This window comes from Paraburkholderia aromaticivorans, assembly GCF_002278075.1.
Classification (GTDB): Bacteria; Pseudomonadota; Gammaproteobacteria; order Burkholderiales; family Burkholderiaceae; genus Paraburkholderia; species Paraburkholderia aromaticivorans.
On the sequence record NZ_CP022991.1, the window covers coordinates 228,207 to 254,113 of the forward strand.

24 protein-coding genes are annotated in these 25,907 nt (G+C 61.7%); 16 read left to right on the forward strand and 8 right to left on the reverse strand.

Features of this window, described 5'->3' with window-relative positions:
- Window positions 1–20: 20 nt before the first annotated feature.
- On the reverse strand, window positions 21–461 hold the full coding sequence (locus CJU94_RS34065; protein WP_095423405.1) for an SET domain-containing protein: 441 nt from the start codon (window positions 459–461) through the stop codon (window positions 21–23).
- A 444-nt stretch (window positions 462–905) separates the two neighbouring features.
- Between CJU94_RS34065 and CJU94_RS41995 the strand changes: the two genes are divergently transcribed.
- Both CJU94_RS41995 and CJU94_RS34070 read left to right on the forward strand, forming a co-directional pair.
- Complete coding sequence (locus CJU94_RS41995; protein ID WP_244221155.1) at window positions 906–1,154, forward strand: AraC-like ligand-binding domain-containing protein; 249 nt, start codon at window positions 906–908, stop codon at window positions 1,152–1,154.
- Window positions 1,040–1,627 carry an AraC family transcriptional regulator gene (locus tag CJU94_RS34070; protein WP_244221141.1) on the forward strand — a complete coding sequence of 196 codons (588 nt, stop codon included), beginning with the start codon at window positions 1,040–1,042 and terminating at the stop codon, window positions 1,625–1,627. The genes CJU94_RS41995 and CJU94_RS34070 overlap by 115 nt, the downstream gene beginning before the upstream one ends.
- 68 nt (window positions 1,628–1,695) lie before the next feature.
- Here CJU94_RS34070 and CJU94_RS34075 read toward each other — a convergent pair whose 3' ends face one another.
- The 3 genes from CJU94_RS34075 to CJU94_RS34085 form a co-directional block, all read right to left on the reverse strand.
- On the reverse strand, window positions 1,696–2,421 hold the full coding sequence (locus CJU94_RS34075; RefSeq protein WP_425272244.1) for an alpha/beta hydrolase: 726 nt from the start codon (window positions 2,419–2,421) through the stop codon (window positions 1,696–1,698).
- A 235-nt stretch (window positions 2,422–2,656) separates the two neighbouring features.
- Complete coding sequence (locus tag CJU94_RS34080; protein WP_095423066.1) at window positions 2,657–3,007, reverse strand: DUF4148 domain-containing protein; 351 nt, start codon at window positions 3,005–3,007, stop codon at window positions 2,657–2,659.
- A gap of 383 nt (window positions 3,008–3,390) precedes the next feature.
- Complete coding sequence (locus tag CJU94_RS34085; RefSeq protein ID WP_095423067.1) at window positions 3,391–4,275, reverse strand: NmrA family NAD(P)-binding protein; 885 nt, start codon at window positions 4,273–4,275, stop codon at window positions 3,391–3,393.
- A 79-nt stretch (window positions 4,276–4,354) separates the two neighbouring features.
- Between CJU94_RS34085 and CJU94_RS34090 the strand changes: the two genes are divergently transcribed.
- On the forward strand, window positions 4,355–4,999 hold the full coding sequence (locus CJU94_RS34090; RefSeq protein ID WP_095423068.1) for a TetR/AcrR family transcriptional regulator: 645 nt from the start codon (window positions 4,355–4,357) through the stop codon (window positions 4,997–4,999).
- A gap of 144 nt (window positions 5,000–5,143) precedes the next feature.
- Here CJU94_RS34090 and CJU94_RS34095 read toward each other — a convergent pair whose 3' ends face one another.
- On the reverse strand, window positions 5,144–6,049 hold the full coding sequence (locus CJU94_RS34095; protein WP_095423406.1) for a LysR family transcriptional regulator: 906 nt from the start codon (window positions 6,047–6,049) through the stop codon (window positions 5,144–5,146).
- A gap of 131 nt (window positions 6,050–6,180) precedes the next feature.
- On the opposite strand from CJU94_RS34095, the gene CJU94_RS34100 reads away from it, so the two are divergent.
- The 7 genes from CJU94_RS34100 to CJU94_RS34130 all read left to right on the forward strand — a co-directional run bounded on the left by CJU94_RS34100 (window position 6,181) and on the right by CJU94_RS34130 (window position 14,693).
- Entirely contained in the window at window positions 6,181–7,569 is a 1,389-nt protein-coding gene (locus tag CJU94_RS34100; RefSeq protein WP_095423069.1) for a M20 family metallopeptidase, read from the forward strand.
- A 46-nt stretch (window positions 7,570–7,615) separates the two neighbouring features.
- Window positions 7,616–8,920 (forward strand): MFS transporter, encoded by a 1,305-nt coding sequence (locus CJU94_RS34105; RefSeq protein WP_095423070.1) that lies wholly within the window; start codon window positions 7,616–7,618, stop codon window positions 8,918–8,920.
- 3 nt (window positions 8,921–8,923) lie between these two features.
- The gene (locus tag CJU94_RS34110; RefSeq protein WP_095423071.1) at window positions 8,924–10,069 is read left to right on the forward strand and encodes an aminotransferase class V-fold PLP-dependent enzyme; all 1,146 of its coding nucleotides are present in this window, start codon (window positions 8,924–8,926) and stop codon (window positions 10,067–10,069) included.
- A 123-nt stretch (window positions 10,070–10,192) separates the two neighbouring features.
- Complete coding sequence (locus tag CJU94_RS34115) at window positions 10,193–11,317, forward strand: cupin domain-containing protein (RefSeq protein ID WP_095423072.1); 1,125 nt, start codon at window positions 10,193–10,195, stop codon at window positions 11,315–11,317.
- Window positions 11,318–11,336: 19 nt separating this feature from the next.
- The gene (locus CJU94_RS34120; protein WP_095423073.1) at window positions 11,337–12,050 is read left to right on the forward strand and encodes an SDR family NAD(P)-dependent oxidoreductase; all 714 of its coding nucleotides are present in this window, start codon (window positions 11,337–11,339) and stop codon (window positions 12,048–12,050) included.
- Between the two features lie 14 nt (window positions 12,051–12,064).
- Window positions 12,065–13,300, forward strand: a complete 1,236-nt coding sequence (locus tag CJU94_RS34125) for a dienelactone hydrolase family protein (protein WP_095423407.1) — start codon at window positions 12,065–12,067, stop codon at window positions 13,298–13,300.
- Between the two features lie 211 nt (window positions 13,301–13,511).
- Window positions 13,512–14,693: a porin gene (locus CJU94_RS34130; protein ID WP_095423408.1), complete on the forward strand. Its 1,182-nt coding sequence runs from the start codon at window positions 13,512–13,514 to the stop codon at window positions 14,691–14,693.
- A gap of 445 nt (window positions 14,694–15,138) precedes the next feature.
- Here the strand turns inward: CJU94_RS34130 and CJU94_RS34135 are convergent, their stop codons facing one another.
- A complete protein-coding gene (locus CJU94_RS34135; RefSeq protein WP_095423074.1) occupies window positions 15,139–15,453 on the reverse strand; it encodes a DUF4148 domain-containing protein in 315 nt (104 codons plus the stop codon).
- Between the two features lie 533 nt (window positions 15,454–15,986).
- Between CJU94_RS34135 and CJU94_RS34140 the strand changes: the two genes are divergently transcribed.
- From CJU94_RS34140 to CJU94_RS34155, 4 genes are all read left to right on the forward strand, one after another.
- Window positions 15,987–16,877, forward strand: a complete 891-nt coding sequence (locus CJU94_RS34140; RefSeq protein ID WP_095423075.1) for a LysR family transcriptional regulator — start codon at window positions 15,987–15,989, stop codon at window positions 16,875–16,877.
- Window positions 16,878–17,043: 166 nt separating this feature from the next.
- Window positions 17,044–18,210, forward strand: a complete 1,167-nt coding sequence (locus tag CJU94_RS34145) for a CaiB/BaiF CoA transferase family protein (RefSeq protein ID WP_095423076.1) — start codon at window positions 17,044–17,046, stop codon at window positions 18,208–18,210.
- Window positions 18,207–18,971 (forward strand): enoyl-CoA hydratase, encoded by a 765-nt coding sequence (locus tag CJU94_RS34150; protein ID WP_095423077.1) that lies wholly within the window; start codon window positions 18,207–18,209, stop codon window positions 18,969–18,971. Before CJU94_RS34145 ends, CJU94_RS34150 begins: the two co-directional genes overlap by 4 nt.
- A 23-nt stretch (window positions 18,972–18,994) precedes the next feature.
- The gene (locus tag CJU94_RS34155) at window positions 18,995–20,311 is read left to right on the forward strand and encodes an MFS transporter (RefSeq protein WP_095423078.1); all 1,317 of its coding nucleotides are present in this window, start codon (window positions 18,995–18,997) and stop codon (window positions 20,309–20,311) included.
- A 241-nt stretch (window positions 20,312–20,552) separates the two neighbouring features.
- Here the strand turns inward: CJU94_RS34155 and CJU94_RS34160 are convergent, their stop codons facing one another.
- Window positions 20,553–22,592 carry an alkaline phosphatase family protein gene (locus CJU94_RS34160; protein WP_095423079.1) on the reverse strand — a complete coding sequence of 680 codons (2,040 nt, stop codon included), beginning with the start codon at window positions 22,590–22,592 and terminating at the stop codon, window positions 20,553–20,555.
- Window positions 22,593–23,141: 549 nt separating this feature from the next.
- Here CJU94_RS34160 and CJU94_RS41085 point away from each other — a divergent pair.
- Window positions 23,142–23,366 (forward strand): hypothetical protein, encoded by a 225-nt coding sequence (locus CJU94_RS41085; RefSeq protein ID WP_157763847.1) that lies wholly within the window; start codon window positions 23,142–23,144, stop codon window positions 23,364–23,366.
- A gap of 385 nt (window positions 23,367–23,751) precedes the next feature.
- Window positions 23,752–24,948, forward strand: a complete 1,197-nt coding sequence (gene argE / locus CJU94_RS34170; RefSeq protein WP_095423081.1) for an acetylornithine deacetylase — start codon at window positions 23,752–23,754, stop codon at window positions 24,946–24,948.
- 12 nt (window positions 24,949–24,960) lie between these two features.
- On the opposite strand, the gene CJU94_RS34175 is transcribed toward argE, so the two are convergent.
- Complete coding sequence (locus CJU94_RS34175; protein WP_095423082.1) at window positions 24,961–25,689, reverse strand: GntR family transcriptional regulator; 729 nt, start codon at window positions 25,687–25,689, stop codon at window positions 24,961–24,963.
- Window positions 25,690–25,907: the final 218 nt, after the last annotated feature.

Consider the following 25,907-nt stretch of genomic DNA (forward strand, 5'->3'; position numbering starts at 1 on the left):
CGTACCGTCAACCGACCCGGTTACGCGGCATCCGCCAGCATCGACCGACGGCAGCCCACGGTGCTACACCGGCACGCGTACTGACGTCGCGTGTCCTCGTCCTGGGGGTCGTCAACCGCCAGCAGATATTCAATAAAGAGCTCTTCGCCTGCTCCGATTGGCCTGAGCGTGTGGATGAAGATGCGTCCGGCGTCTTCGATGGTCTCGCAATTAGGCGCACACGCGTGATTCAACCAGCGAGCGCTGTTGCCGCCGCGGCTGCCGTCAATCACGCGGCCATCCGAGAGGCCGAACAGGAACGTGTGCCCTTCGATCCCTTCGCGACGGTACCTCCGTACGGCTTCCCGCCAGCCTGTGATCACTCCCTTGTATTCGAGCACACGCTCACCCGCAGTGAGCACGCGCAGTGCGAAAACACCTTTCCCATGAACTGGCGACTGCCGGACGATCACGCGCCGCATAACGATTCCGCGATTGATGGAGACGCTCAGTATAAAGCTGGCAATTTCCCGTTTCCACTGCTTCGCGACGACCAATAGGCGACGTTGGGTGGGGGTGGATTGGCGTGTGTGCGATCGACGCTCTGAGGTTCGTTCCCGCCGCTGCGGCTTCCTATCGCCATTCGGCGGCAGTCGACGGCGGAGAGGGAATGCCCGTCAGGGATATTCGTATTACTTACAGCGGAAGTGCCAAATAGTGCAGGCCGGTCGAGTCGACGTGTCTGGGGCGATTGCCGACACCATCAGCCTTTCGCTTCGAAGCCGGGAATGTCGATTTCGATCATGGAGATTTTTTGTAGCGGGCTCTACACGATTTCCGACGGAACACTTTCAAAATGCGCTAACGCTCGCTCAACTCATCCACGGCGTCGCTTCATTGAAGCGGTGGACGGCTATTACCTGCTGATGTTTTGCGTTTCCGGCAGCGCGGAGGTGAATGCGGCAGGCCGCACCATTGAAGTCAACGACCGGCAAGGCGTGGTTCGCGCACCCGGTGAGTCGTTCAGTGCGAAGCTCTCGCCCGATTGCGAGCAGCTCTCGTGTTACGTATCGAGCCCACCGCCCTGCCGCACGACGCGGCACTCGGCGCGGAACCGGGCGGCGCGCTCGTGCGCTTCGCGAACGGCGCGATGCGCGCATGGCAAGACCAGTTGAAGCTGATCGCCAGTTCGCCGGACCTGCTCGCCAGCGCGTGTGGCAATGCTCGCGTGGGCGCGCACGTCGAGTCGCTGCTGGTCAATCTGCTCGCGGCGGGCTCCGCCGAGTGCGGCGCCCCGGCTGCCTCCATCCCGCGCCCGGGCATCACGCCGGGTTTCGTCCGCCGCGCTGAGGACGTGATGATCGCGCGGCTCGGCTCGCCATTGCAGCTTGCCGATCTCGCCGATGCGGTCGGCATGCCGGTGCGCACGTTGTGCGACGGCTTCATGCGCTTCCGTCAGAGCAGCCCGATGCACTTTCTGCGGCAAGTTCGGCTGGAGAGCGCTCGCGAAATCATTCTCGCGACGCCTGCGGACGTACGCATCGCGAGCATTGCACTCGATTGCGGCTTCACCCACTTTGGCCGCTTTGCGCAGAGCTACAAGGACCGCTTTGGCGAGTCGCCGTCGCAAACTGCCCGCCTGCGTTAGCGTGGTGCGCGCCGCGCAATTGCCGCGCGCCCGGACCCGACAGCGCATCCGGAGCGCCCACGATTGCGTTACTGCTGGGCATGCTTCGCTGCGTCCTCGATCACTGCGGCGACTTCCTTCGGACGCGATTCGTAGACCGAATGGCTCGCGCCTGCCAGCACCGTGGTATGGCTATGCGCGCGCTGGTAATAGAAGCGTTCGAGATCCGGATTGATGATCTTGTCGTCCGCTGCCACGATGCCCCAGCTCGGTTTGGTCGTCCAGGCAGCCACCGTCATTGGCGCGGAGAAGACTTTCGCCGCCGTCAGAATCTGCGAGTGCGATTCGAACCTGGCTTCCTTGAGCGGCAGATCGGCCGCGAAGTCCTTCGGGAAATCCGCGGGATTCAGGTAGGTATAACCGTCGTCCGTCTTCTTGATGGCGCCCGCCTGCTTCGACGTGTAGCTGGGCATCTTCTTGCCCAGATCGCTTTCGTCCTCGCCGACAGCCGGCGCATGGGCCGCGACGTACACCAGACCCGCCACCTTCGGATCAACGCCTGCTTCCGTGATCACGGACCCGCCATAGCTGTGCGCCACCAGGATGGCCGGACCATCCTGCAGATCGATCACGCGCTTCGTGGCGGCGACGTCGTCGTCGAGCGAAGTCAGCGGCTGCTGCACTATCGTGACGTGATACCCGTCTTTAGTGAGGATGTCGTAGACCGGCTTCCACCCTGATCCGTCGACCCACGCACCATGGACCAGAACGATGTTTTTGATCGAGCCGGTGTCCGATTGGGTAACTTGCGCCATGGCGCTGGTGGATGCAAAAACCGAGGCGACCAAGGTCAAAACCGATGCAGCGAAAGGAAAAATCTTCACGACGATACTCCAATGATAAGGATGGGTTTGAAGAAGGATCGGCTTGAACCGCTACCGCACATGGTTGCGCGATGCACTCGTTGATCAAGCCGCCTGGCATCTGGGAATGGAACCGACCGGGACCCAGTGCTTGACAGCAAGGGGCACAGGGTCCGGCTCGCGCCGCTTAGCTGCCGGAGTAGAGATTGCAGAAGCTGACCGGGCCGACGCAACCCGAGTGCATCGCCGTATGGAGTGGAGCACCCGATTCAGAGGTGCCGTTCAGTACGACACCCCCTACGGCCTGCGCATTCAGTTGCAGATCGTTCTGCGCGGCGATCTTTGCCTCTGCCGCTTGAGCATCAGCCGGGTATTTGACGTCGTCACCTCCGGCCGGGTTGTAGCCTGCCTGTTCGGCACGAACGAGATCAGCGCGAACTTCTGCTCGCGTGAGCGGAATGCTCGACTGCGCGAAACTGACAACCGGCGCGCCGAGGGCGGCAACGGCGAGAGCAAGACTCAAAAGCATTTTCGACATGATATAGACTCCTAAATAAACATTATTCGATCAGACGAACCAGTCGCCCGCGGAAACGTCATACAACGGTGCTGAACCGGCATTCCTTGGACTGCCGTAAGTCTGCTCCGCCCGGCGTTTCAGAACAGCGACCCGATAATTACAAATTTGACATGTTCAAAGGCCAACTGAATTTCGAAACGCATGACTAACCGGGCAAAGGTCACGTTTCGCCGCTGAACGAAGAGCGATCTGCTCTGCGCTCGTCCTGTGACGACTAACCGCTCGGCCTCTGTCTACATGGAGGCAAACACCCCATTGCAGCGTTTATTCCAGAATTTTTTCAGTCGACCAAAGCGTGGCGTTCACACGCCAGCAACTCATTTCAGCGTGGGCACCGGTGCTTACCGCTGGAAGACCGCGATGTTTTCACGCAGCCAGTCAGACAATGAACGCGGACGCTTACCGGTCAATCTTTCAAAAGTCGACGTGGTTTCTGCGAGCGCAGATTCACGAACCAGCCTGTCCAAACCAAGAAGCAAGTCGGCGACCAACGGCGGCAGACCATCCGCGAGCAAGGCCGCGCGATGTTCTGTGGGTGATCGATCGTTATAGACAACCGGGCGTCCGAGCAGGTGCGACAACTCCTGTGCAACCTCCGGCATCGTCCAGTTCCGCGGTCCGCTCAGGTGATACGCACGCTGGGATTGGTCAGCCATGTTTTCGAGCAAGGCGACGCGCGCCGCTTCGGCAACATCTCGCGTATCGATAAAGTTGACGCTTCCTGCGCCTGCTGCGCCGGCCCAATTGCCCGCAGCGACGTGGGCACCCGCGCGCTTGAGCACGTCGGCGAAAGTCGTTGGTCTAAGTGCAGTTGACGCCACCGGCTGGCGAGCCAGATGTGCTTCAATCTGCATGTGCCAGGCGAATGGATTCAGCCGCGTTGCCGGTCCCATGACCGAGAGTTTGACAATGTGGCGAACACCCGCGGCGACGGCGGCATCAATCAGCGAGATTTCGTTTTCCACCTGCCGGGCCGATGTGCCGTGCGCTACAAAGAGCTTATCGACCCCACGAAGCGCCTCCTCAAGCGTGGCCGGTCGCTCGAAGTCCACCGTGGTGACAGCGACCTTCGATGCAAACTGTGCCGTAGCATTCTGACGCGTAAGCGCGATGACATCGACAGGATCGGTGCCCAACCGATCGATTAACGTAGCGCCGACACGGCCGGTAGCCCCTGCGACGGCGATGCGCAAATTGCGCGATCCCTGAACGGTTTGGTTGAGCATGAAGACTCCTTGATGTACGATGGAACGATCAGTCCAACAATGTTGGAACAGTCGTTCCAGATTGTCAACAGGAGAATTCATGAGTGGAAAGCCTCAATACGACGAGGCCGCCGTTATCGCTGCTGCAATCGACGTTTTCTGGCGGCACGGCTATGCGACCGCGTCCATCAATGACCTCACCGACGCGACCGGCTTATCCCGCTCCAGCCTCTACCAGCGGTTTGGCGACAAGGACGGCTTATTTCGCGATGCGCTGGCGGTCTACACGGAGCGTGTGCTCAAACGGATGAACTCAGCCCGTGCGGATTCAGCGCGGGGGAGCGTGGAAGCGATACTCCGTGATTTTTTGCCGAAGCCCACAACGCCGCAGCGGCCGGCCGGTTGCCTGTTATCGCGAAGCAGTGCCGAGATGGTAGACCTCGCAGCGGCGGGAAAAACGACTACGCTTGCCGGCATTGCACGGCAGCGCCAGATCTTCGCGGATCTGCTGCACGAAGGTGTCGCGAAGGGTGAACTTGCGCCGGAGATCAATGTGGACGCGCTCGCCTGGTACTATCTTGGCGTCTTGCAGGCCGTTGTGAACCTTCCGCAGGGCGGCGCAACAGGCGAAGCGCTTGGCGGCATGATCGACGTTGCGATGTCCGCCTGGCCTGCCGCGGGCCGCTCCGCTTCGTGCAGTCCCGGGGATACGGGAATGAAGAGAAGGTCGACTGTGCGGGGATAACCCGTCATTCAGCTGGCCGCGGTGTGTGTTCCGACGCGCCCGGCTCGCGGGCCGCCACGCTCATGCGTTGCCCGTCCTTGACTCGCTGCGCGGCCGGCGTCTTGAACTCCGCTGCATAGTTTCGCCCTGGCTCGCCGCTCGACACTATGACTGCCTCAAATCGTGAATGATCCAATCGAGACATGACTGCGCAAGCTCGTCGAGACTTCGTCCGGCGAGCGTCAGCACCTGAAGACGGCGCTGCGTGAGTAGCGGATTGTCGAATGGAATGGCCTTCATTCGATCCACGGCGAGTCGCTTCGCGACGGAAACGTAACCCGACGGCATGATCGCCTCCGGCACCGCCAATGCGAAGCGGTAGAGCGCGGCGACATACCGGCTCGTCATCAGCGGCGTGATCTCGACGTTCTCGACGTTGCAGGCGATGTCGAAAAGCTGTCGATTCGTCGTGCCTTTGTCCTGAAGCAGTACCGGATATGAACTGAGGTCCTTCAGCGCGATCTTCGTCTTGCCCGCGAGCGGATGCGTCTCGTGCATCAACGCCATGACCGGCGCGCGCTGCGTGAACTGCACGACGACACCCGGTTCGGGCTTGAAGCTGAATGCGAGCGCGATCGACGCCTCGCCGGACAGAATCATCTGGCTTGCGCGCTCCGACGGCACGACTTCGAGCTGAATGGCGACATCGGGATGGTTTTGGCAAAACGCCCCCAGTGATACCGGCAGGAAGTCGAACGCAAAGCCTTCCGTGCAGGCAATCGTGAGGGTCCGCGCGCGCCGCCTCTCCTCGCCCTGAATTTCGTCGAATACGGCCTGCGCGTCGGAAACGGTGCGCTGCGCGTGACGCAACAGCAGGCGTCCCGCATGCGAGAGCACCATGCCGCGCGCATGCCGCTCGAACAGAGGCACGCCGATATCGCCCTCCAGCTTGGCGATATGCCGGCTCAGCGCCGACACGGTCAGGCCGAGCTTCTCGGTGGCGGAGGTAAGCGAGCCAGCCTGGGCCACGACCGAAAAATAGTAAAGCGATGGCTCCATCAACTTGCGCATGGCGATGCTCGGAACGCAGGGAACCGATGAGGTTTGATGTACTCGCAAATGTACCTTGTTTGATTGCGAATACAAAAACACTTCGACGCGGCTAATCTGCACCCAGCCGATCAAAAAGACACGTTACCGATATGTCCCGACAAAGCGCCATCACCCAAGTCCGCTCGCACTTCGACAGCGGTGCCTTCCTCGACACTCTCAGCCGCCGCGTCGCGCTCGCAACGGAAAGTCAGCGTGCCGACGCCGCGCCGCTCCTGCGCCGCTATCTTTCCGAAGAGATCCAAAGCCAACTCGGTTCGCTCGCCTTCATCTGCGAAATAGTGGAAAACCCGGTGTCCGGCATGCCGCCATTTCTCGTTGGAGAGCGCATCGAGTCGCCCGAGTTGCCGACCGTGCTCCTGTATGGGCACGGTGACGTCGTCGGCGGGGACGCGGCCAACTGGAGCCCTGGCCGCTCGCCCTGGCAAGTGAAAGTCGAGGGCGACCGGTGGTACGGACGCGGCATCGCCGACAACAAGGCGCAGCACTCGATCAACCTCGCCGCCCTTGCGGCTGTTTTCGCGGAACGCGGCGAACTGGGCTTCAACGCGAAGATCATCTTCGAGATGGGCGAGGAAGTGGGCTCGCCGGGACTCGACGCCATTTGCGCGACCTTGCGCCAGCGACTGCGCGCCGATGTGCTGATCGCCTCCGACGGCCCGCGCCAGCGCGCATCGTCGCCGACGGTGTTCCTTGGCTCGCGTGGGGCGCTGCATTTCCGGCTGGCGCTAACCAATGCATTCGGCGCGCGTCACTCCGGCAACTGGGGCGGCGTGCTCGCCAATCCGGCAACCGTGCTCGCGAATGCGCTCGCGAGTCTCGTCGACGGTCGCGGCCGCATACGAATCAACGGCCTGTTGCCGCCCGCTATTGCGCCGCAGATACGCGCGCGCGTCGCGCATCTGGAAATCGGCAACGACGAGGGCGATCCGCCTCTGTCGCCGAATTGGGGCGAACCCGGTTTGACTCCCGCGGAGCGCGTCTTCGCGTGGAACACGCTCGAAGTGCTTGCGATGCAATCAGGTAACGTCGCCAACCCGGTCAGCGCGATTCCGCGGTCGGCCGAAGCGGTGTGTCAGTTGCGCTTCGTCGTCGGCACCGACTGGAAACGCGCCAAGGAACTGATCGAAGCACATCTCGTGCGGGAAGGCTTCGATGGCGTCGAAGTCACCATCGAGGCATCGGGCGCAGCAACGCGCCTCGATCCGGACAACCCGTGGGTCGCCTTCGCCGAACGGTCGATAGAAACCTCGACCGGCAAACGGGTCACGCTGCTGCCGAATCTCGGCGGCACGATCCCCAATGAATCGTTCGCCGACACGCTCGGGCTGCCGACCATCTGGATTCCCCATTCGTATCCCGGCTGCCGTCAGCACGCTCCAGACGAGCACGTGCTCGCGCCCGTCATGCGCGAAGCGCTGGAACTGATGACCGGCGTCTTCTGGGATCTCGGCGAGCCCGGCGTGCCGCGCAGCCGTTGACCGTTTTCCTCATCCCGACCTTCACCCCTCACCCGGAACCCACACCATGGATTCGACTGTCATTGACGATGACGTGCGCCACCCGGACCCGAAGCCCATGCGGCGCCTGATCGTCGCGACGAGCATCGGCAACGCGCTCGAATGGTTCGATTTCGCCGCGTACGGATTCTTCGCCGTCACCTTATCGAAGCTGTTCTTTCCCGCTCACGACGAAACGGTCTCCCTGCTCATGACGTTCGGCACCTTCGGGCTGTCATACGTGTTCCGGCCGCTCGGCGCCCTCCTGCTCGGACGTTACGCGGACCGGCGTGGACGCAAGGCCGCGCTCCTCGCCGCCCTCGCGCTGACCACCGTTGGTACCTTCATTTGCGCGGTCATTCCGACTTATGCGCAGATAGGGCTCGCCGCGCCCATCGGCCTGATGGCGGCGCGCATTCTCATCTCCTTCTCGACTGGCGGCGAGTTTGGCAGCGGTACCGCGCTGATGATCGAGCAGAAGAGCAAGCGCAAGGCGTATCTCGCGAGCTGGCAATTCTCGAGTCAGGGCATGAGCACGGTGCTTGCATCGTGCGCGGGTCTCGCCCTCAGCACGCAATTGTCGCCGGAGCAGATCGAGACCTGGGGATGGCGCGCGCCGTTCATCTTCGGGCTGCTGGTCGCGCCGGTAGGACTGTACATCCGCAAGCATATCGACGATACGCTGCCTGGCGCGGCACACGGTTCGGCTCATGCCGCGGCACGCAACCAACCCGTGCGCGAGTTGCTCGCGCAGTGCAAGGGCCGCATTCTACTGGCCGCGGGCATCATGGCCGTGTCGACCGCCGCCAGTTATCTCATGATCCTTTACATGCCGACGTACGCGGTCAAGCAACTGCACCTGCCGGCCTCGACGGGCTTCGCCGCGACGGTCGTCACCGGCGCCATCCTGATGCTGTTCACGCCGATCATGGGCCACCTTGCCGATCGCTACGGGCGCAGCCGCATGATGTTGGTCTCGGCCGTCGCCACGCTGGTGACGATCTACCCATGCTTCGCCTGGCTGCTGTCGAGCCCGTCGTTCTCCGTGCTGATGACGATCATGGTTCTTGCGGGTGCGTTGAAAGCGATCTACTTCGGCCCGCTCGCGGCAGTGTTGTCCTCGCTCTTTCCGACCCACATGCGAAGTACCGGCCTTGGATTCAGCTACAACATCGGCGTAATGGTGTTCGGCGGCTTCACACCGTGGCTCGTCACCGCGATGATCGGCGCAACGCACAACCCGCTGTCGCCTGCGTTCTACCTGATGGCATGCGCAGTGTTGAGCCTCGCCTGCATCGCGGTTTATCACTACAAGCTCACCAAGCATATCTGAAACATGAACGACCCTCTGAATGACCTCACGTCCGATTTCAGCGGCTGGCTGATGTACCACTCGGTTGGCGTATATCCCGGCCACCGCGAAGCGATGAAGGAGGCGCTCGCGGACTTCGCCACGACCTGGTGCGCGCCCGACGACACCCGCTGGGACGCCGCCCTCGCGGCACGCGCGAAACTGTTGTCGGATTGGGCCGCGCTGATCGGCGCACAGGACGCGAACGTGTTCGGCGCACAGAACGTGACCGATGCCTTCGCGCGCTATCTCGACGGCCTCGCGAACGACGTTCTGTGCAAGCGCACCGTGCTGGTCGCGGCGGACTGCTTCCCGAGCCTGCATTACCTGCTCTCGGGCCTGGCCGAGCGGCGCGGCTTCACGCTTCGCACCGTGCCGGTGCGCGAAGGCGAAGACTACGTGCGCGACGAGGACTTTATCGAAGCCTGGAGCGGCGATGTCGCGCTCGCACTGGTCACGTGGGTGTCCTCGCTGACATCGAAGCGCGTGAACCTTGCCGCGATGTCCGGGCAGGCACGCCGTCGCGGTAGTCTCGTGGCGCTCGATGTGACGCAAGGCATCGGCATTCTGCCATTCGATCTCAGGGACACGCCTTTCGACTTCGTGTGCGGGTCGACGCTGAAGTGGCTGTGCGGCGCGCCGGGGACCGGCTTGGGCTATATCGCGACGGACGCGCTGCAACGAGGCGCGAAGCCGGCGGTGCGCGGATGGTTCAGCCAGGAAGATCCGTTCAACTGGAACATCGACGCCTTCACGTATGCCTCGGATGCGCGCCGCTTCGATACCGGCACGCCCTCGGTGCTGCCGTTCGTCGCATCGCAGCCGGGCATGACGTGGATGCGCGCACAGCCCCAGGGCAGCGTGCGTGCGCACAACCTTGCACTGTGTCACTCGCTGATCGCGCTTATCGACGAAAAGGGTTATCGCCTGCTGTCGCCACGTGCCGACGACGAACGCGGCGCGAGCATCATGGCCGAGGTGCCCGCGCATCTCGATGCGGCGAACATCGTCGTGAAACTGAAGGGTGCGGGCCTGTTCGTCGATTCGCGCGGCCGCACGCTGCGCTTCTCGCCGGGCATCTGCTCGACGCAAGCGGGCCTCGCGAGACTGGCGCAATGTCTGCCACGCTGATCACGGCGCGCATCTTCTCGCGCGCGCCGCGGCGCATGGGTATCGCCTGCGTGCTGACGGGGCCGCCGGGTTGCGCGAACCGCTAGCCACCCCGCCACCCTTTCATCACCGATACGAATGTCCATGACCTCATTCTCTACCACTCGCGCTTCCACCGACGCCATCATCGAGGGCGTGCGCGGCATCGTCATGCCGATGCATTGCACCGATCTTCCCGCTACGATGCAGTTCTTTATCGCGCGCCTGGGATTCAGGCTCGACGCGATCTTTCCAGCCGACGCCCCTCGCACCGCGATCCTCTCGCGCGACGGCTTCACATTGCGACTCGGACTCGACGTGGCCAATGGCATCGATACGCTCCAGGTGCTCTGCGACGATCCCGCGCAAACCCCTGGCGAAACACGCGAGATCATTGCCCCGAACGGCGTGAGAGTGCGTCTCGTGCACGCCAGCCCGCCGATGGTGCTGCCGCCGACGCGTCAACAACTGGTGCTGTCGCGCATGGACGGCGACGCGCACTGGAGCGTCGGCCGCGCGGGCATGCGCTACCGCGATCTGCTTCCCGAACGGCATGGCGGTGCGTTTATCGCATCGCACATCCGCATTCTCCAGGGCGGCCCGGTGCCCGACTATGTGCACTTCCACAAGATCCGCTTCCAGACCATTTTCTGCCGCAAGGGCTGGGTGCGCCTCGCCTACGAAGGACAGGGCGAGCCTTTTCTGCTCGAAGCGGGTGACTGCGTGCTGCAGCCGCCGGAGATCCGTCATCGCGTACTGGAAAGCTCGGCGGGCGCGGAAGTCATCGAGCTCGGCAGTCCCGCCGAGCACATCACGATGGCCGATCATGCGATGACGCTGCCCTCGACGGTCTACGGCCCCGAGCACGATTTCAACGGTCAACGCTTCGTGCGTCATGTCGCGAAGCAGGCCACGTGGGCGCCGTGGAAATCCCCCGGCTTCATGGTAACGGACACGGGCATCGGCGCGGCGACAAAGGGACTCGCGGGCGTGCGCGTGGTTCGCCCGCAAGGCGAAGGACAGGAAGCATCGCGCATGCACGCCACCGAGTTCTGCTTCTTCTTCGTGCTCGCGGGTAGTCTCGAAGTGGCTCAGGGCAACCAGGCATGGCATCTGCGCGCCGACGACAGCATCGCGATCCCGGGCATGTTGCCTTATGCGTTCCGCCATTGCAGCGCGGATCTCGAGTTGCTTGAAGTGACGCTGCCGGCCGATTTCTCACTCAATTGAAGGTCTGGAGAGGCTGTTTATGATCGATCGCCACACTATCGCCTTCGTTTCAGGCGCGAACCGCGGCCTCGGGGCGCAGTTCGTCGCGCGGCTGCTGGCGCGCGGCGCCGGCAAGGTCTACGCCGCATCGCGCGGAAGTCACGTCCAACACGCTGATGCGCGCGTGATTCCAGTTACGCTCGACATCACCGATGAAGCGAGCGTGGCGAACGCCGCGCGTCTTGCCGACGACACCACGCTGCTCATCAACAATGCAGGCGTGAACCACCAGTCCGCATTTTTGTCGCCGCTCGCCGTCGAGCATGCCCGCGCCGAAATCGACGTCAATTTCCTCGGCACGTTGCGCATGGCGCGCGCGTTCGCGCCGATTCTGATCGGCCAGCGCGGCACGATGATCAACGTGTTGTCGGTACTTGCTCGGGTCAGTCTGCCGGCGATGGGCTCGCTGTGCGCATCGAAAGCGGCCGCGCTACGTCTTACCGAATCACTGCGCGCGGAACTCGCACCGCGTGGCGTGAGCGTACTTGCCGCATTGCCCGGCGCCATCGACACCGACATGAGCCGCGACTTCGACGGCCCGAAGCTCGATCCCGCCTTTACCGCCGATGCGGTGCTCGACGCCTTGCTGGGCCACACGGGCGAGGTCTATATCGGCGCGATGGCGCAAAGCCTGGCGCAAGATCTGATGGTCGACCGCGCCGCGACGCAGGCGCGAATTCTCTCCTTAGCTTGAAGGGCGGCAGCGACATGGGTTCGTATATTGACATCGACAGTCACGACGGTCAGCGCTTTCGTGCTTATCACGCGACGCCGGCCCAAGGGTCGGCGCCCGGCATCGTGCTGTTGCAGGAAATTTTCGGCATCAACGGCTATATGCGCGAGATGGCGGATCGCTTCGCGGAAGAAGGCTACGTGGTGCTAGTGCCGGACCTGTTCTGGCGTATGAAGCCGGCTGTAGAACTGGGCTACGGCGAAGCCGACTTTCGTGAAGCGCTCGGCTACAACGAAAGGCTCGATATCGATCTCGCCGTCAGCGATATCGGCTCGACCCTGAAGGCCTTGCGCGCGCTGCCGATGCTCGCGGGCAAAGTTGGCGCGATCGGCTACTGTCTCGGCGGCAAACTCGCGATGCTGGCCGCCGCGCGTCTCGATCCCGATTGCGCTGTGAGCTACTACGGTGTTGGTCTCGATGCCTACGTCGATGAAGTACCGTCGATTGGCTGCCCGATGCTGTTCCACTTCGCGGGCGAGGACGCCCACTGCTCGCCGGATGCGCGCGAAACGATGCTCGCAGCGTTCGCCGAGCGTCCGCATCTGGATGCCCATGTATATCCGGGCTGCGAGCATGCCTTCGCGACACCCGGGCGCCCACACTTCGACAAGCCCGCGGCGACAATGGCTTACTCGCGCACAGTCGCGCTATTGCGCCGCACGCTCGGCCCGATTCACGACCTGAACGCGCTTTGGGAGCGTCACTGCTACTATGAATTCGCGACGCGCGACGTCGATGCCATCCTGCCGACGATGGTCGCGCAACCGTATGTCAACCATGTACCGACCATGACCGGCGGCGTCGGTCATGACGAACTGAAGCGCTTCTATCGCTATCACTTCGTGAATTCGAACCCGGAGGACACGCGGCTCATACCCATTTCGCGCACGATCGGCGCGGACCGCATAGTCGATGAGTTCGTGTTCTGTGCGACGCACGATCGCGAAATCGACTGGCTGCTGCCGGGCCTCGCGCCGACGGGCAAATACTTTGAGGTGCCGATGCTCGCGGTCGTGTGCTTTCGCGGCGACAAGCTCTATAACGAGCATATCTATTGGGATCAGGCTTCCGTGCTCGTGCAAATCGGCGTGCTCGATCCCACCGGATTGCCGGTGAGCGGCATCCAGAGCGCGAAGAAGTTAATCGACGAAAGCCTGCCGACGAATACGCTCATGTCCAACTGGTCATCGAGCGAAAACAAGCCGGTCTGATCTGGTCCTGCTCCGCCGAGAAAGGCGCGTTGCCCGCATGCGGCAACGCGCCTTTCGTCATTTGCGCGGCAGCATGAAGCGTTGCAATTCCCGCAAACGCAGCTTGATAGATTTCGAATACCAGAATGTTTTTACGCAAGTAATGTTGCATGAGCGGTCGGTGCTGCTTGCACTCCATCCCCAATCGACGTTCACAACTCACTACTTCGCCATGCCAATCAAAATCAAGACGATATCGGCCACCGCATTGATCGCTGCATGCGGTGCGGCCCACGCCAACACCAGCTCTGTCACGTTGTATGGTCTCATCGACTACGGCGTGAATTACACGAGCAATAGCGCAGGCGGGCGCGTGATCGGCGGCGCGAGCGGCATCATGCAGGGCTCGCGGTGGGGCTTCAAGGGCGTCGAGGATCTGGGCAGCGGACTATCGGCCATCTTCCAGCTCGAGAACGGCTTCGACCTCGGCAAAGGCACGGCCTTGCAGGGCGGCGCGCTATTCGGCCGGCAGGCGTATGTGGGGCTGGCGAGCAAGACATACGGCACAGTGACGCTTGGGCGCCAGTACGATTCGCTCGTGACCTTCGTCGAATCGCGCATGAACTCCGCGAATTATGCCGGCGGCACGACCGCGCATCCGGGCGATCTGGACAACCTGAACAACAGCAAGCGCGTGAACAACTCGGTCAAGTACACGAGCCCCGAGTTCAGCGGCCTGACCGTGGGCGGCGTGTATGGTCTGGGCGGCCAGGCCGGCGACTTCGCGCGCAACCAGATCTGGTCCATCGGCGCAGGCTACGAGTACGGCGCCTTCTCGGCGGGCGCCGCGTATATGAACGTGCGCAACCCGAATCAGTCGTTCTTCACGGCCACGCCGACCAATGTCGCGGGCTCCGCACTCAACAACATGACGGCAAGCCCGATCTACAGCGGCTACGCGTCGGCGCACTCGTATCAGGCCGTCGCCGCCGCCGGACGCTATACGGTCGGAGCGGCCACTTTTGGTCTCGTCTACAGCAACGTGCAGTTCAAGAATCTCGGCGACACTTCATCCGGCTCGAATCCATTGCGGCTCACGGGCACCGCGAAGTTCGACACCGGTGAATTTAACCTCACGTACTTCTGGACGCCGTCCCTTGCCAGCGAGTTCGTCTATAGCTATACGCATGGCTCGGGCGTGGGCACCATCGGTAGCTCGGCGTACAACAACCTCTCGATGTCGCTCGACTACTACCTGTCCAAGCGAACCGACATCTACGTCCTCGGCAGCACGGAGTTCGCGAGCGGCACGGACTCCACCGGCCACGCGGCGCGCGCGACCCTCAACGCGCTGACAGCGTCATCGACGAATCGGCAGACCTTCGTCCAGTTAGGGATTCGGCACAAGTTCTGATGGCGGTGGCGGACGGTGGCAGGCAGGCCATGCCGACACACTGAATGAAACCGGAGTCGACAGAGCCTCAATGCCTATCCGGACGCCGGTCTCGCAATACGTGATTGAACGCGTTCAATTGCCGATGCCGGCGCGCGTCAGCCAGATTCACCGTCGCCACAGATCATCTCCTGGATGTTCTCACCTTAGGGCCCATCCAGGAACATCTCACCTGTCGCGCGACGCGGCCGCATGACGTCTTGGGATCGTTTGGCGCTGCGAAGCAGCGTCTGGGTGGAGCTCGGAAAACTAGACCGTTAGTTGCATTCGATCGTTAATCCGATGCCCTCCTCGGCCAACCGTGACGGAGTGACCTCATATTGCGAGCGCCCGAAGCAGGCACGTCAGGACGACGACTCCGCCATGCTTTGCAGCCCGATAGCTATCGCGTGCACTGACAACCGGACTAGTGATGGGAATAGAGCGGGTCGGCGCCCATCTTTGTCGTTGCAGGCGCACTCATCTGCGAAGAGCCATTCGCCACGCCCCCCGTACCGCTGTTGTTCGATGCCGCCACATCCTGCGCGTTAAGACGCGCCTCTGCCGCCTGGATATCCGCCGGATAACTCATTTTGCGAGGCCGGTAGCCGGCCTGTTCCAACCGGACCAAATCCGCCTGTACCTCCGCGCGCGTGACTGGCACACTGGCGCTCTCAGCAAAGGAGACCGTCGGGAGTGCGAGCAGCCCGGCAACCAGGGCGATATAAAGATTCGACTTCATCGTGGATGACCTCATGAATGTTAGGTGGGCCGGCTTCGATCATTGATCGAAACCACTGACCGCTCTTTTCGTCGCAACCGGAGTGAGCAAAGTCCATTTTGCTTAGCGAAGGTGGACGGATCCTGACACGCGCATTACATCCGCGTCATGTTCGGATCTGGATGCCGGGAGTGAGCCGCCACTTTTTGCGTTTGTGATCGTGCTGTCCGCCTCATGCGGCGCAATCGCGCCATCTCCCCAAACCAGCAGACAACGGATCGCATAGTCGCCGACTGCGACGGCGTGTCCTGTCGCAATCGGAACGTACACATGAGACCGGCTGTCTGCCTGTTTCGGCGAACCCCGCTTCGGACACAGGGAGCCCACATAAGGTGATGATGATCATCTTCGTTGCAGGCGAACGGCTACCCTGGAGCCGCAGGACATTGGCCGCCCGATATCATGTCCAGAATCGACGCACTGCCGGCTACGCCCACCCATCGTCGGGCGTCGCTTCCCCGCGCCGCTCACTCTTTCGACAACCCGGAGACTCCGTGAAATTCGACACCACTACCATCCGGCTGATCCTCGCCATCGCCGAGGAGGGCAGCATCTCCCGTGCTGCCGACAGACTCAGTCTGGCAGTGGCGGCCGCATCCCGCCGCGTGACGGACCTGGAAGACCAACTCGGCGCCAGACTCTTCAAGCGCGTACCGCACGGAGTCGAAATCACGGAATCAGGCAACAAGCTGCTCCAATACGTCCGGCAGATCGACAACCTCATTGACCGGCTCGAAGGCGATGCGCAGGCGCTCAACCAGGGCCTTGACGGCCGCATTATCATCGGCGCGCCCAAGGCCGTCGTCATTCAGTTTCTGGCGCGCGAAATTGCCGACATCCAGCGCAAATATCCCGGCATTTCCTTGAAGATAGTCGAGGAGAACAGCAAGATCGTGCAGCAGCTATTGCGCGACAAAGTGATCGACGTCGGCATCTACGAGAAGAAGAGCGGCTTTCTCGATCTGGCGAAGTCCGCGTACAAGGAGGACCGCCTGGTGCTGGTCTATAGCCGCCCGCAATTCAGGTTTCCCGACGGACCTGTCGGAATCGACGATATTCTCGATCTCCCTATCGTGAGTCTCGGCAAGGGCTCCGCGGTGCTCTCCGCCGTGAAGCGCGCGTACCGCAGCCGCGGGCGGCTGTTCCCCAACAATCTCACCGTCAGCGGTTTCGACACCATGCTGGCGATGGTGCGCCACGGCCTGGGTGTCGGCCTGATGCCGCCCGACGTGCTGCGCAGTTTTCATCCTGAGGACTCGCTGGCATCGGCCGAACTCGAGGGCGACTGGCACCAGCGCAGCTACGTCCTGTCCTGCGTCGAGGGCCACGCTCAGACGCAGACCCTGCGCAACGTCGTGACCGAACTGCTCGGCAAACCGGCCTAGCCCCCGGCGCCACGCGCCGCCCGGTTTCGCAACGCGCGAAACCAGACATGCTCGAGGCGTTCTTGCGGCGGCCTGGTCTGTAGCGGACAGTGAGAGCAGAAAACCGATGGCCATGTCCGGCATGGCCAGGCGGTCTCACTCACACCTTCTACAGAGGAGACTCGGGATGACCGAATCGAAGCATCTGCCGCTGCAGGGCATCCGCGTGCTGGACGTCAGCCAGGTCATGGCGGGCCCGTTTGCCTGCATGCTGCTGGCCGATATGGGCGCGGACGTGATCAAGGTTGAGCCGCCCGAAGGCGACCAGACCCGCGGCGCGATGGGCTTCAAGATGAAGGGGCCAGACAGCATGGGCTTCCTGAACATGAACCGCAACAAACGCTCGCTGACGCTCGACCTCAAGAGCGACGAAGGGCGCGAGTTTTTCTACAAGCTCGCCAGGACCGCCGACGTGATCGTCGAAAACTACCGGCCAGGGGTGGTGCAGCGTCTGCGCATCGACTACGAGTCGATCAAGGCGATCAATCCGAAGATCGTCTATGTCAGTATCTCCGGCTTCGGGCAAAGCGGACCGTGGGCGTCGAGGCCCGGCTTCGATCTCATGGCTCAGGCCATGTCCGGCGTGATGAGCGTGACCGGCTACAAGGGCGGCAAGCCCGTCAAGGCCGGCGTGCCCGTGGCAGACATCGGCTGCGCGCTGTTCGCGGTCTACGGCCTGCTGTCCGCCTACATCGGCGCGCAAAAAACCGGCACCGGCCAGCACATAGACGCGTCGCTGTTCGATTCGGTGATGGCCTTCTCGATCTGGGACATGTCGGAATACTGGGGCACAGGGATACCGCCGACGCCTCTGGGCACCAGCAACAAGATGAGCGCCCCCTACCAGGCCGTGAGGGCGCGAGACGGCTACTTCGTGATGGGCGCCACCAATCAGAAGCTCTGGACGAAACTGTGCGAACTGCTGGAGCGCCCGGACCTCGCCACGCACGCCGACTATGCGAACGTGTCGCTGCGACTGAAGAATCGCGAGGCGCTGATCGAAGCCCTGGAGCAGGAATTCATCAAGCGCGACGGCGCCGCCTGGGTCGAATCGATGCTCGCTGCCGGCATTCCGGCCGGCCCGATCCTCTCCTACCCCGAGGCGTTCGAGAGCGAACACGCCACGCACCGCCGCATGTGCATGGAGATCGCGCATCCGAACGAAGGCACGGTCAAGAACATCGGCTTTCCCGTCAAGATGCTGGGCACGCCGCAGACGGTGCGTCGTCATCCACCGCTGCTGGGCGAGCATAACGACGAGATCTTCGCCGAGATCGACGGGACCGCGCCATGAATGAACGCGTCAGTCTCACGATCCATCAGTCGGGCGCGGCGGAGATTGTGATCGACCGCCCTGAGCGGCATAACGCGATGACGATCGATATGTACGAGTCGCTGCTCACGCTGATCGCCGACTGCGCGAACGACAGCGACGTGCGCTGCGTCATGTTTCGGGGCGCGGGCGGCAAGTCATTCGTGTCAGGCACCGACATCGCGTACTTCAAGGACTTCCGTAACGGCCGTGACGGCGTGGCCTACGAGGCCTTCGTCGAGCGCGTCATCGACACGGTCGAGCGCATTGCGGTGCCCACGATTGCCGTGATCGACGGATGGGCTGTCGGCGGCGGCCTGGCGCTGGCCACCGCCTGCGATTTCCGGCTCTGTAGCAACGGCTCGCGGTTCGGCGCGCCGATCGCGAAGACGCTCTCCAACACGCTGTCGTCGCGCAACATCGCACGGTTGTATGCGGCGCTCGGTGTGCCGCAGGTCAAGAGGATGCTGCTGCTCGCCGAATACCTCACCGCGCAGGAAGCGCTGGCGTGCGGCTATGTCTATCACGTGTGCTCTCAAGACACCCTGCAGGACGACGCCCATACGCTCGCGCAACGACTCATGGCGCTCTCGCCGGTCACCCAGAAGGCAGTGAAGGAAAGCCTGCGCCGCATGGTGGTCGAACAGCGGCTCGACGACGAAGATCTGATCGAAGAGGTGTACGGCAGCGCCCAGTTCAAAGACGCCGTGGTCGCCTTTACCTCGGGATCGTCGACACAATAACAACGAACTGTGTGGAGTGAGACATGAAACGAATACAGCTTAAGGCGACCACTACCGTCCTGCTGATGTTGTGCCTGATGTACTTCATCACCTACGTCGACCGCGTCAACATCAGCACTGCCGCCGGACAATTCAAGTCCGAACTGGGGCTGAGCAACACGCAGCTCGGCTTCATCTTCTCGGCTTTCGCGTACCCGTACGTGATATTCCAGTTCATCGGCGGCTGGGTCAGCGACCGCTTCGGCGCCAAGCGCACGCTGATCGCGTGTGCCTTTATCTGGGCAGTGGCAACCACGCTGACGGGCTTCGCCGGCGGTTTTGCGACGCTTGTCGCGGCGCGGCTGCTGCTCGGTTTGGGCGAAGGCGCCACCTTCCCCGCGTCCACCAGCGCCATGGCGTCATGGGTGCGGAAGGACAAGCGCGGCATGGCCCAAGGTATCACTCACTCGTCGGCCCGGCTCGGCAATGCGGTGGCGCCAATGCTGGTGCTGGCGCTGATGACTGCGTTCGACTGGCGATTCGCCTTCTACCTGCTCGGCGCGTTGAGTTTCGGCTGGCTGGTTCTGTGGTACGTGTCCTACACCGAAAAACCGGCGGATCATCCGCGCATTACCGCTGGCGAAATTGACAGCCTGCCGCCGCCACGAATTCGTCCCGTGGAAGTTCCCGGCACCTGGGCGCGTCTCTATCGCCGCTTGCTGCCTGTATCCGCCGTGTACTTCTGCTACAACTGGATCCTCTGGCTGATGCTCGACTGGATGCCGCTCTACTTCATGCATAGCTTCCATCTGAACATCAAGAAGGCGGTGATTTTCACCTCAGGCGTGTTCGTTGCAGGTGTGTTCGGCGATCTGATTGGCGGCCTCATCAGCGATAAACTGCTTCGGCGCACCGGCAATCTGAAACTGGCACGCAGCATTCTGGTGGCGTTCTGCATGACCATGACCGGGTTGTCGCTGATCCCCGTCGTGCTGATCCACGAGCCGATGTACTCGCTCATTTTCCTGGCGGCGGCAATGTTCTTCAACGAAATGAATATCGGGCCGATGTGGGCTATTCCGATGGACATCGCCTATGACCGCTCGGGTACGGCCAGCGGCATCATGAGCGGAACGGGCTTCACGGCGGCTATCGTCAGCCCGGTCGTCGCGGGTTATCTGATCGACCGGCTGGGCAATTGGAACGTCACCTTTCTGCTGTCCATCGGCGTGATGGCCTGCGGTGTATTGCTGACGTTTGTCATGAAACCGGATATGCCGTTCGTCGCCACGCCAAAGCGAGCGGCACCCTCGGGGCACTCGGGTCGAGATGCAGCCTTCCCCGTCGTCGATAAGAACTGAAAGAACGTAAGTGCTTTAGATCGCTTGTGGCGAAGTGGAGAGGCACTAGCGTCGACCCATTTCGCTATTGCATACCTGCAGGACAACAAAAGCCGTATAGAGACGAGACGCACACTTTCTTGCGAACTTCTTTTCGGGGAAGTCCGAACTCACAGTCGAGAAAAAAGCCGCCGCAATACGCGGCGGCTTCGCTGGTTCGGACCGGTTGACGCAGGTACCCCGAACGTCGACCTAAGTCAGCTCAGAAAGGCCACCAGCCCTTTGCGCCGCCTTGTCCGTCCGAATCTCCATCGTCGTGGCCCGCGTTCCCGCCACCGCTATGGTTCCGTCCGAAATTGAACGTGTCGAACAGGTCGCCAATTGCGGGCGCATTGACCGGCACGTACGGGTTGTCGCTCCGCTGAACCGGATTCGGCAGATTGTCCCGGCTACGTCCGGTGATCGGTGGCAAATGCCAGTTACGCTCGATGAATTTGCTGAGCGACGCGTGATCCGAGTAACCGTGCGCAACGCGTCCACCGCGCGAATACGGTGACACCAGGATCATCGGAATACGCGGACCATCGCCGAAAAAGTCCACCGGCTGGATATAGCCCGAGTCATAGTAGCCGCCGCCCTCATCCACCGTAATGAAGATCGCCGTGCTCGCCCATAGTTTCGGATTGCTTTGCACCCCGTCAACGATCTTGCGCACGAACGCCTCATACAGTTCGAACTTCGAGGAAGTCGGATGCCCGTCGAGCCTGCCGCCCGGCTTGACGAACGATACCGCCGGCAGGTCGCCCGAAGCAATGTCCGAATACAGGTCGGTCGTGTCCGCAAGGTGTGCGTCGCGCACGGCCTTGTTTGTCATGATCGACGACTCGTACAGGAACGGGTTGCAGATGTTGCAGTAGACGCTGGTCTTCGGCGTGGTGATGAAAGTGTTCCAGCCTTCGCCGTAGTACTTCCAGGGAATGTGCCGCTCCAGCAGCGTGTCGCCGATCGTGCGCACCGGTGACGGCGGGATCGTGAACGGGGACGTCGTTCGGTCGAGCACCGTGCCGTCGCCGTTGTAGCCCGGGTTGTAGTTGTTCAACAGATAGTAGTGCTGCGGCGCGCAGTTCATCTTCGGATGATACGTGAGCGACGCGAGATACTTGCTGATAGGCCCGACTCCCGGTTGACTCGTATCCGAGCAATTGCTGTAGCTTCCGCCCGAGTAGCCGTCCTGCGTGTACCAGTTGTTGGAACCGGGCGCCGGATTGGGGTTCTCGATCTGATTCAACGGCGGCGTGGACGGCTGCCCGTTGCCATCCGTGTAGTAGTAGGCATCGGCGGCACCAATCATGATGCTGTTGGCGCCCGTGCCACCCATTACCGGCTGGTGGTAGTTGTCGCTGATCGTGTAGTCGCGCGCGAGCTGGACGAAATACGGCACGTCGCCGTTATTCACGTTGTGAAAGCCCAGTGCATTCGAGCCTTCCCTGGTGGTCTGGTCGTTGAATGCCGCGGGCTGCGCATTGCCGTTGCTGCCAGCGCCGATGGTTGTTTCCACCCACGCGAACAGGTCCATCAGGCAGCCGCTCGGATTGGTACGGCTGGCATGCGATACATCGCAGTCGGACTGCTGCCAGTTCTGATAGAAGCGATGAACCGGACCGCCCAGATAAGCATCGTACAGCGACGTTTGCCCCGGCGTTTGCAGTGGATAGGGACCGTTCTGCAGCGCATTGTAGTTGGCGATGCGCGAGTCTCTGGAGCCTGCCGGCAAACCAGACGCCCCCGTCATCAACTTGCCGATGTCGGATGCTTCAAGCGAATCCCCCTCGGCTTGCGCAGCTGCGTTATAGGTCGCGTATGGCGAACCGCTTGCGTCGCTCGCCGCAGTCGCGGTGCCACCCGTGTTCGGCGAGGGCAGCGTGCCATAGGGAGACTTCGTCGACGGTGCAAGCGCAAACTGCGCCGTTCCTGTCACGGTCGCCTGGAACTGGCGCGATTTCGCGAAGTTCGGTCCCGGGGAGCCATCCGCATTGACAATACCTTCCGACAGGAGGTTCTGCACTGACTGTCCATTGCCCGGCTCGTATGTGCCAAAGACGTGATCGAACGTGCGGTTCTCACCGACGATCACGATCACGTGCTTGATCGGCGTCTGCGTAGCAGACTCTTCACTTTGCACTGCACTTGCGGCACTGACGGGCAGCGCCGCAAACGAAACCGCTGCGATGCCAGCGGCGGCCGCGACAACGGCGTGCGCATTGGCAAGTTGACAGCGTGGGGACCTCTGCTGCTTTTTCATTGTTCGTCTCTTACGTTGGGTTGCAATCGCATGCAACGTTAAAGAGGGGACATGAACGCGACGGGACAAAATCGCTGCAATTCCCTTACATCATGTGGCACTTTGTAACGATTTGTACGATCCGAGATCGAGTCACCTGTCTACGCACTGATTTGCATACCGAATTATATTGATGTCTATCACGTTTCCGACACGCGGCATTGAACACGTGACACACCGCAAACAGCAAAGCACGCTCTTCTGCCGGCCAGGCATAGCGGTTGCGCGCCTCTACGCGATCAGCGCAGCAGTGCTTGCGCACCATGACCGGATTCAAGTACGACCGCGATCAACATCGGCGACGATTCTGGTGCTGCATGTATTGCCGAGTGACTGTCACGACTCGGGGCGTCCCCCTCGGCTCTGACGTTCGACGCGCGACTGCGCGCGGAAATGCCTCAGACGTTCGTACGCAAGCGACAGCACACTGAGCGGCGCTCGACGCAGTTGCCGGTCGTAGATAGTCACCATGGGTGCAAATGAAGCGAAACCGACCTGATCGAGTTGCCATTGGCCGGTTCGGTGGCCACACTCCGCGCATTGCCCGATCGCAATTTCTGCCGCACGAATCTGCGCTTGCGTCACTACGCCCAAGCCCAGGTCTGCGATAAGGACGACAAGAAGCAGCACGTCCGCAAGAAGGTGTACGCTATGCAGATTGCCTTGTCCCCGGCGCAACAAATCGAGCGTAATGTGAATCCGCAAAGCCGTGGCGTTGGCATCAGCACGCGGTAGTGGGAGCAGCATTGCCTTGGCGTGCCGCGCCTGGGTCACGTGGGCTGTGCGAGAGAAGGAACTGACTGACTTGGTCATACACTTGCTGATACCAGACAATAGACAACGAATTCAAAGGTGATCGTTCCACTGAGCATGCAATGCTCTCCCTCGATAACCCGAGGAAGGCAAACGCGCAGGGATACAGAAGAGGATTATTTCAACTGCTAGTGGAAAGTGCTAGAAGGTACTTGACGGTTCCATACTTTCCACGCGGAAACAAATTGACGTGACGGCGCTTCGCGTCGATTAGCTCGCCGCGCATTGACGATGCATGAGTTCTTCCTGAAGAATTTCGTCCGCATAGAATTGACCCATCCAACCCAGGACAAAGAGGTCACCGGCCATGCCTGATCAGCCGACGGTCAATGCAAGCGAACGCGCCCCTTACCTCGCGCTCGTCGAGGAGCTCATTCGCTACGACACGACGAGCAGCCGTTCCAATCTCGGCCTGATCGAAGCAATCCGGGACCGCCTTCGAGCACACGACGTCGAAGCCCTGCTCGTCTATGACAGGGACCGGAAAAAGGCGAATCTGTTCGCGACACTGCCAGCAAGGCTCGGCGAGACGAATGGCGGCGTTGTGCTGTCGGGCCACACCGATGTCGTTCCGGTGACCGGCCAGCATTGGTCGAGCGCCCCTTTCGACCCTGTGGTGCGCGGCGATCGACTCTACGGTCGAGGCTCGTGTGACATGAAAGGGTTCATCGGGGTGACGCTCGGTTTGCTGCCTGAAATCCAGCGGCGTGCGCTGCGCGAGCCGATTCATCTCGCGTTTTCTTTCGACGAGGAAGTCGGTTGTCTCGGTGCACCGTTGCTGCTGGCGGAACTCGCGCAACGCGGCATCCGCCCGGCCGGGTGCATCGTCGGTGAACCGACCGGCATGCGGCCGGTCGTCGCGCACAAAGGCAACAACGCTTACCGTTGCTGCGTGAAGGGTCTGGCCGCGCATTCGTCGCGCACGCCGAGCGGCGTCAACGCGATCGAATATGCGGCGCGGCTGATTTGCCGGATCCGCGAGGCCGCCGATCTGCTTCGCCGCAGCGGCCCATTCGATCGCGCCTTCGCCGTGCCATTTTCCACCGCGCAGACCGGCATGATTTCAGGCGGCATTGCTGTCAACACGATTCCCGAGCACTGCGAGTTCTTCTTTGAATATCGCAATCTGCCGTCAGAAGATCCGGAACGCTTTTTCGAGCAGATCGTGCGCTATGCCCGCGAACAACTGGAACCGGAGATGCGCGCAGTGGCCGGCGCCGCGTCGATCTCGTTCGAGAAGGTAGGCACCACGCTGGCGCTGGATAGCGCTGAACAGGCCGCCATCACTCAACTGGTCCGCACGCTGTGCAACGACTTCGAAACACGCAAGGTGACTTACGGCACCGAAGCCGGCCTGTTCTCGCAAGCCGGCATTCCCACGGTAATATGCGGCCCGGGCGACATCGACGATGCGCACAAGGCCGATGAATCCGTCGAACTTTCGCAGTTGGCCGCGTGCGACCAGTTTTTGCGGCGCGTACTCGACACACTTACGGCACCCTGAGTCTCGCCGCTATCACAGGCCGTGAACGAGGATGGCCTCCAGGTCGTCGTTCTCTTCCTCCGGGTCGTGCAGCCGCAACGTGGCTTCAATATGCTCGAGATGCTCGTCCATGATTTTTTGAGCCAGCTTGATGTTGCCCGCTTCCACAGCGTCGATCAGACGTGCGTGTTCATCGTGCAGACACGCCTGCGCAGTGGGCGCGTTATAGAGCAAAATCGTCAGGCACGTGAGCATCTGCAACCCGCGCATGGTCCGCTCGATGAAGCGGTTACCCGACACCTGCGCGAGCATCACGTGAAATTCGCCTGAGAGCCGTACCGTAGTGCGCCTGTCATCGCGCTTGCGGGCCTCGTCTTCCTGCGCCACATGCGCGCGCAAACGCGCGATGTCCTTCTTTGTGGCGCAACGGCACACCTTTTCGATGATCGGCAATTCGATCTGACGCCGCGCCTCGAACAACTCGCGCGCCTCCTCCACCGTCGGGCTCGCCACGAAAGCGCCCCGATTCGGCACGATCGTCACGACAAGTTCGTGCGCCAGTTGCTGCAACACCGATCGCACCGTGGTGCGGCTCACGCTGAAAATGGCGGCGAGCCGGTCTTCAGCGAGCTTCGTGCCGGGCTGCAGTCGATGCTCCGAGATCGCATTCATCAGGCGTTCGTAAATGACGTGGCGATGCGCGCCGTCGAAGGAGCCAGCCACTTCGTTTTCGGCTGCCTTCGCCTTCCTGTTAGTCGGCATGAAAGGGTCCTGGTAATGAGTCGAATCACGACAAGGGCAACGTACGCGACCGAATGCACCGTCTGCGCGACCCCGACGCGATACAGATTATCGCTGATATTGAACACAAGTTGCACACCAGATTGTATTTTTGTTGCGAGAACAAACTGCGGGACCGCGCATTTCGCTTACTTACATTCAGACTGAATGGGCTCGACCGCGTGATGCCCTGTCACTGT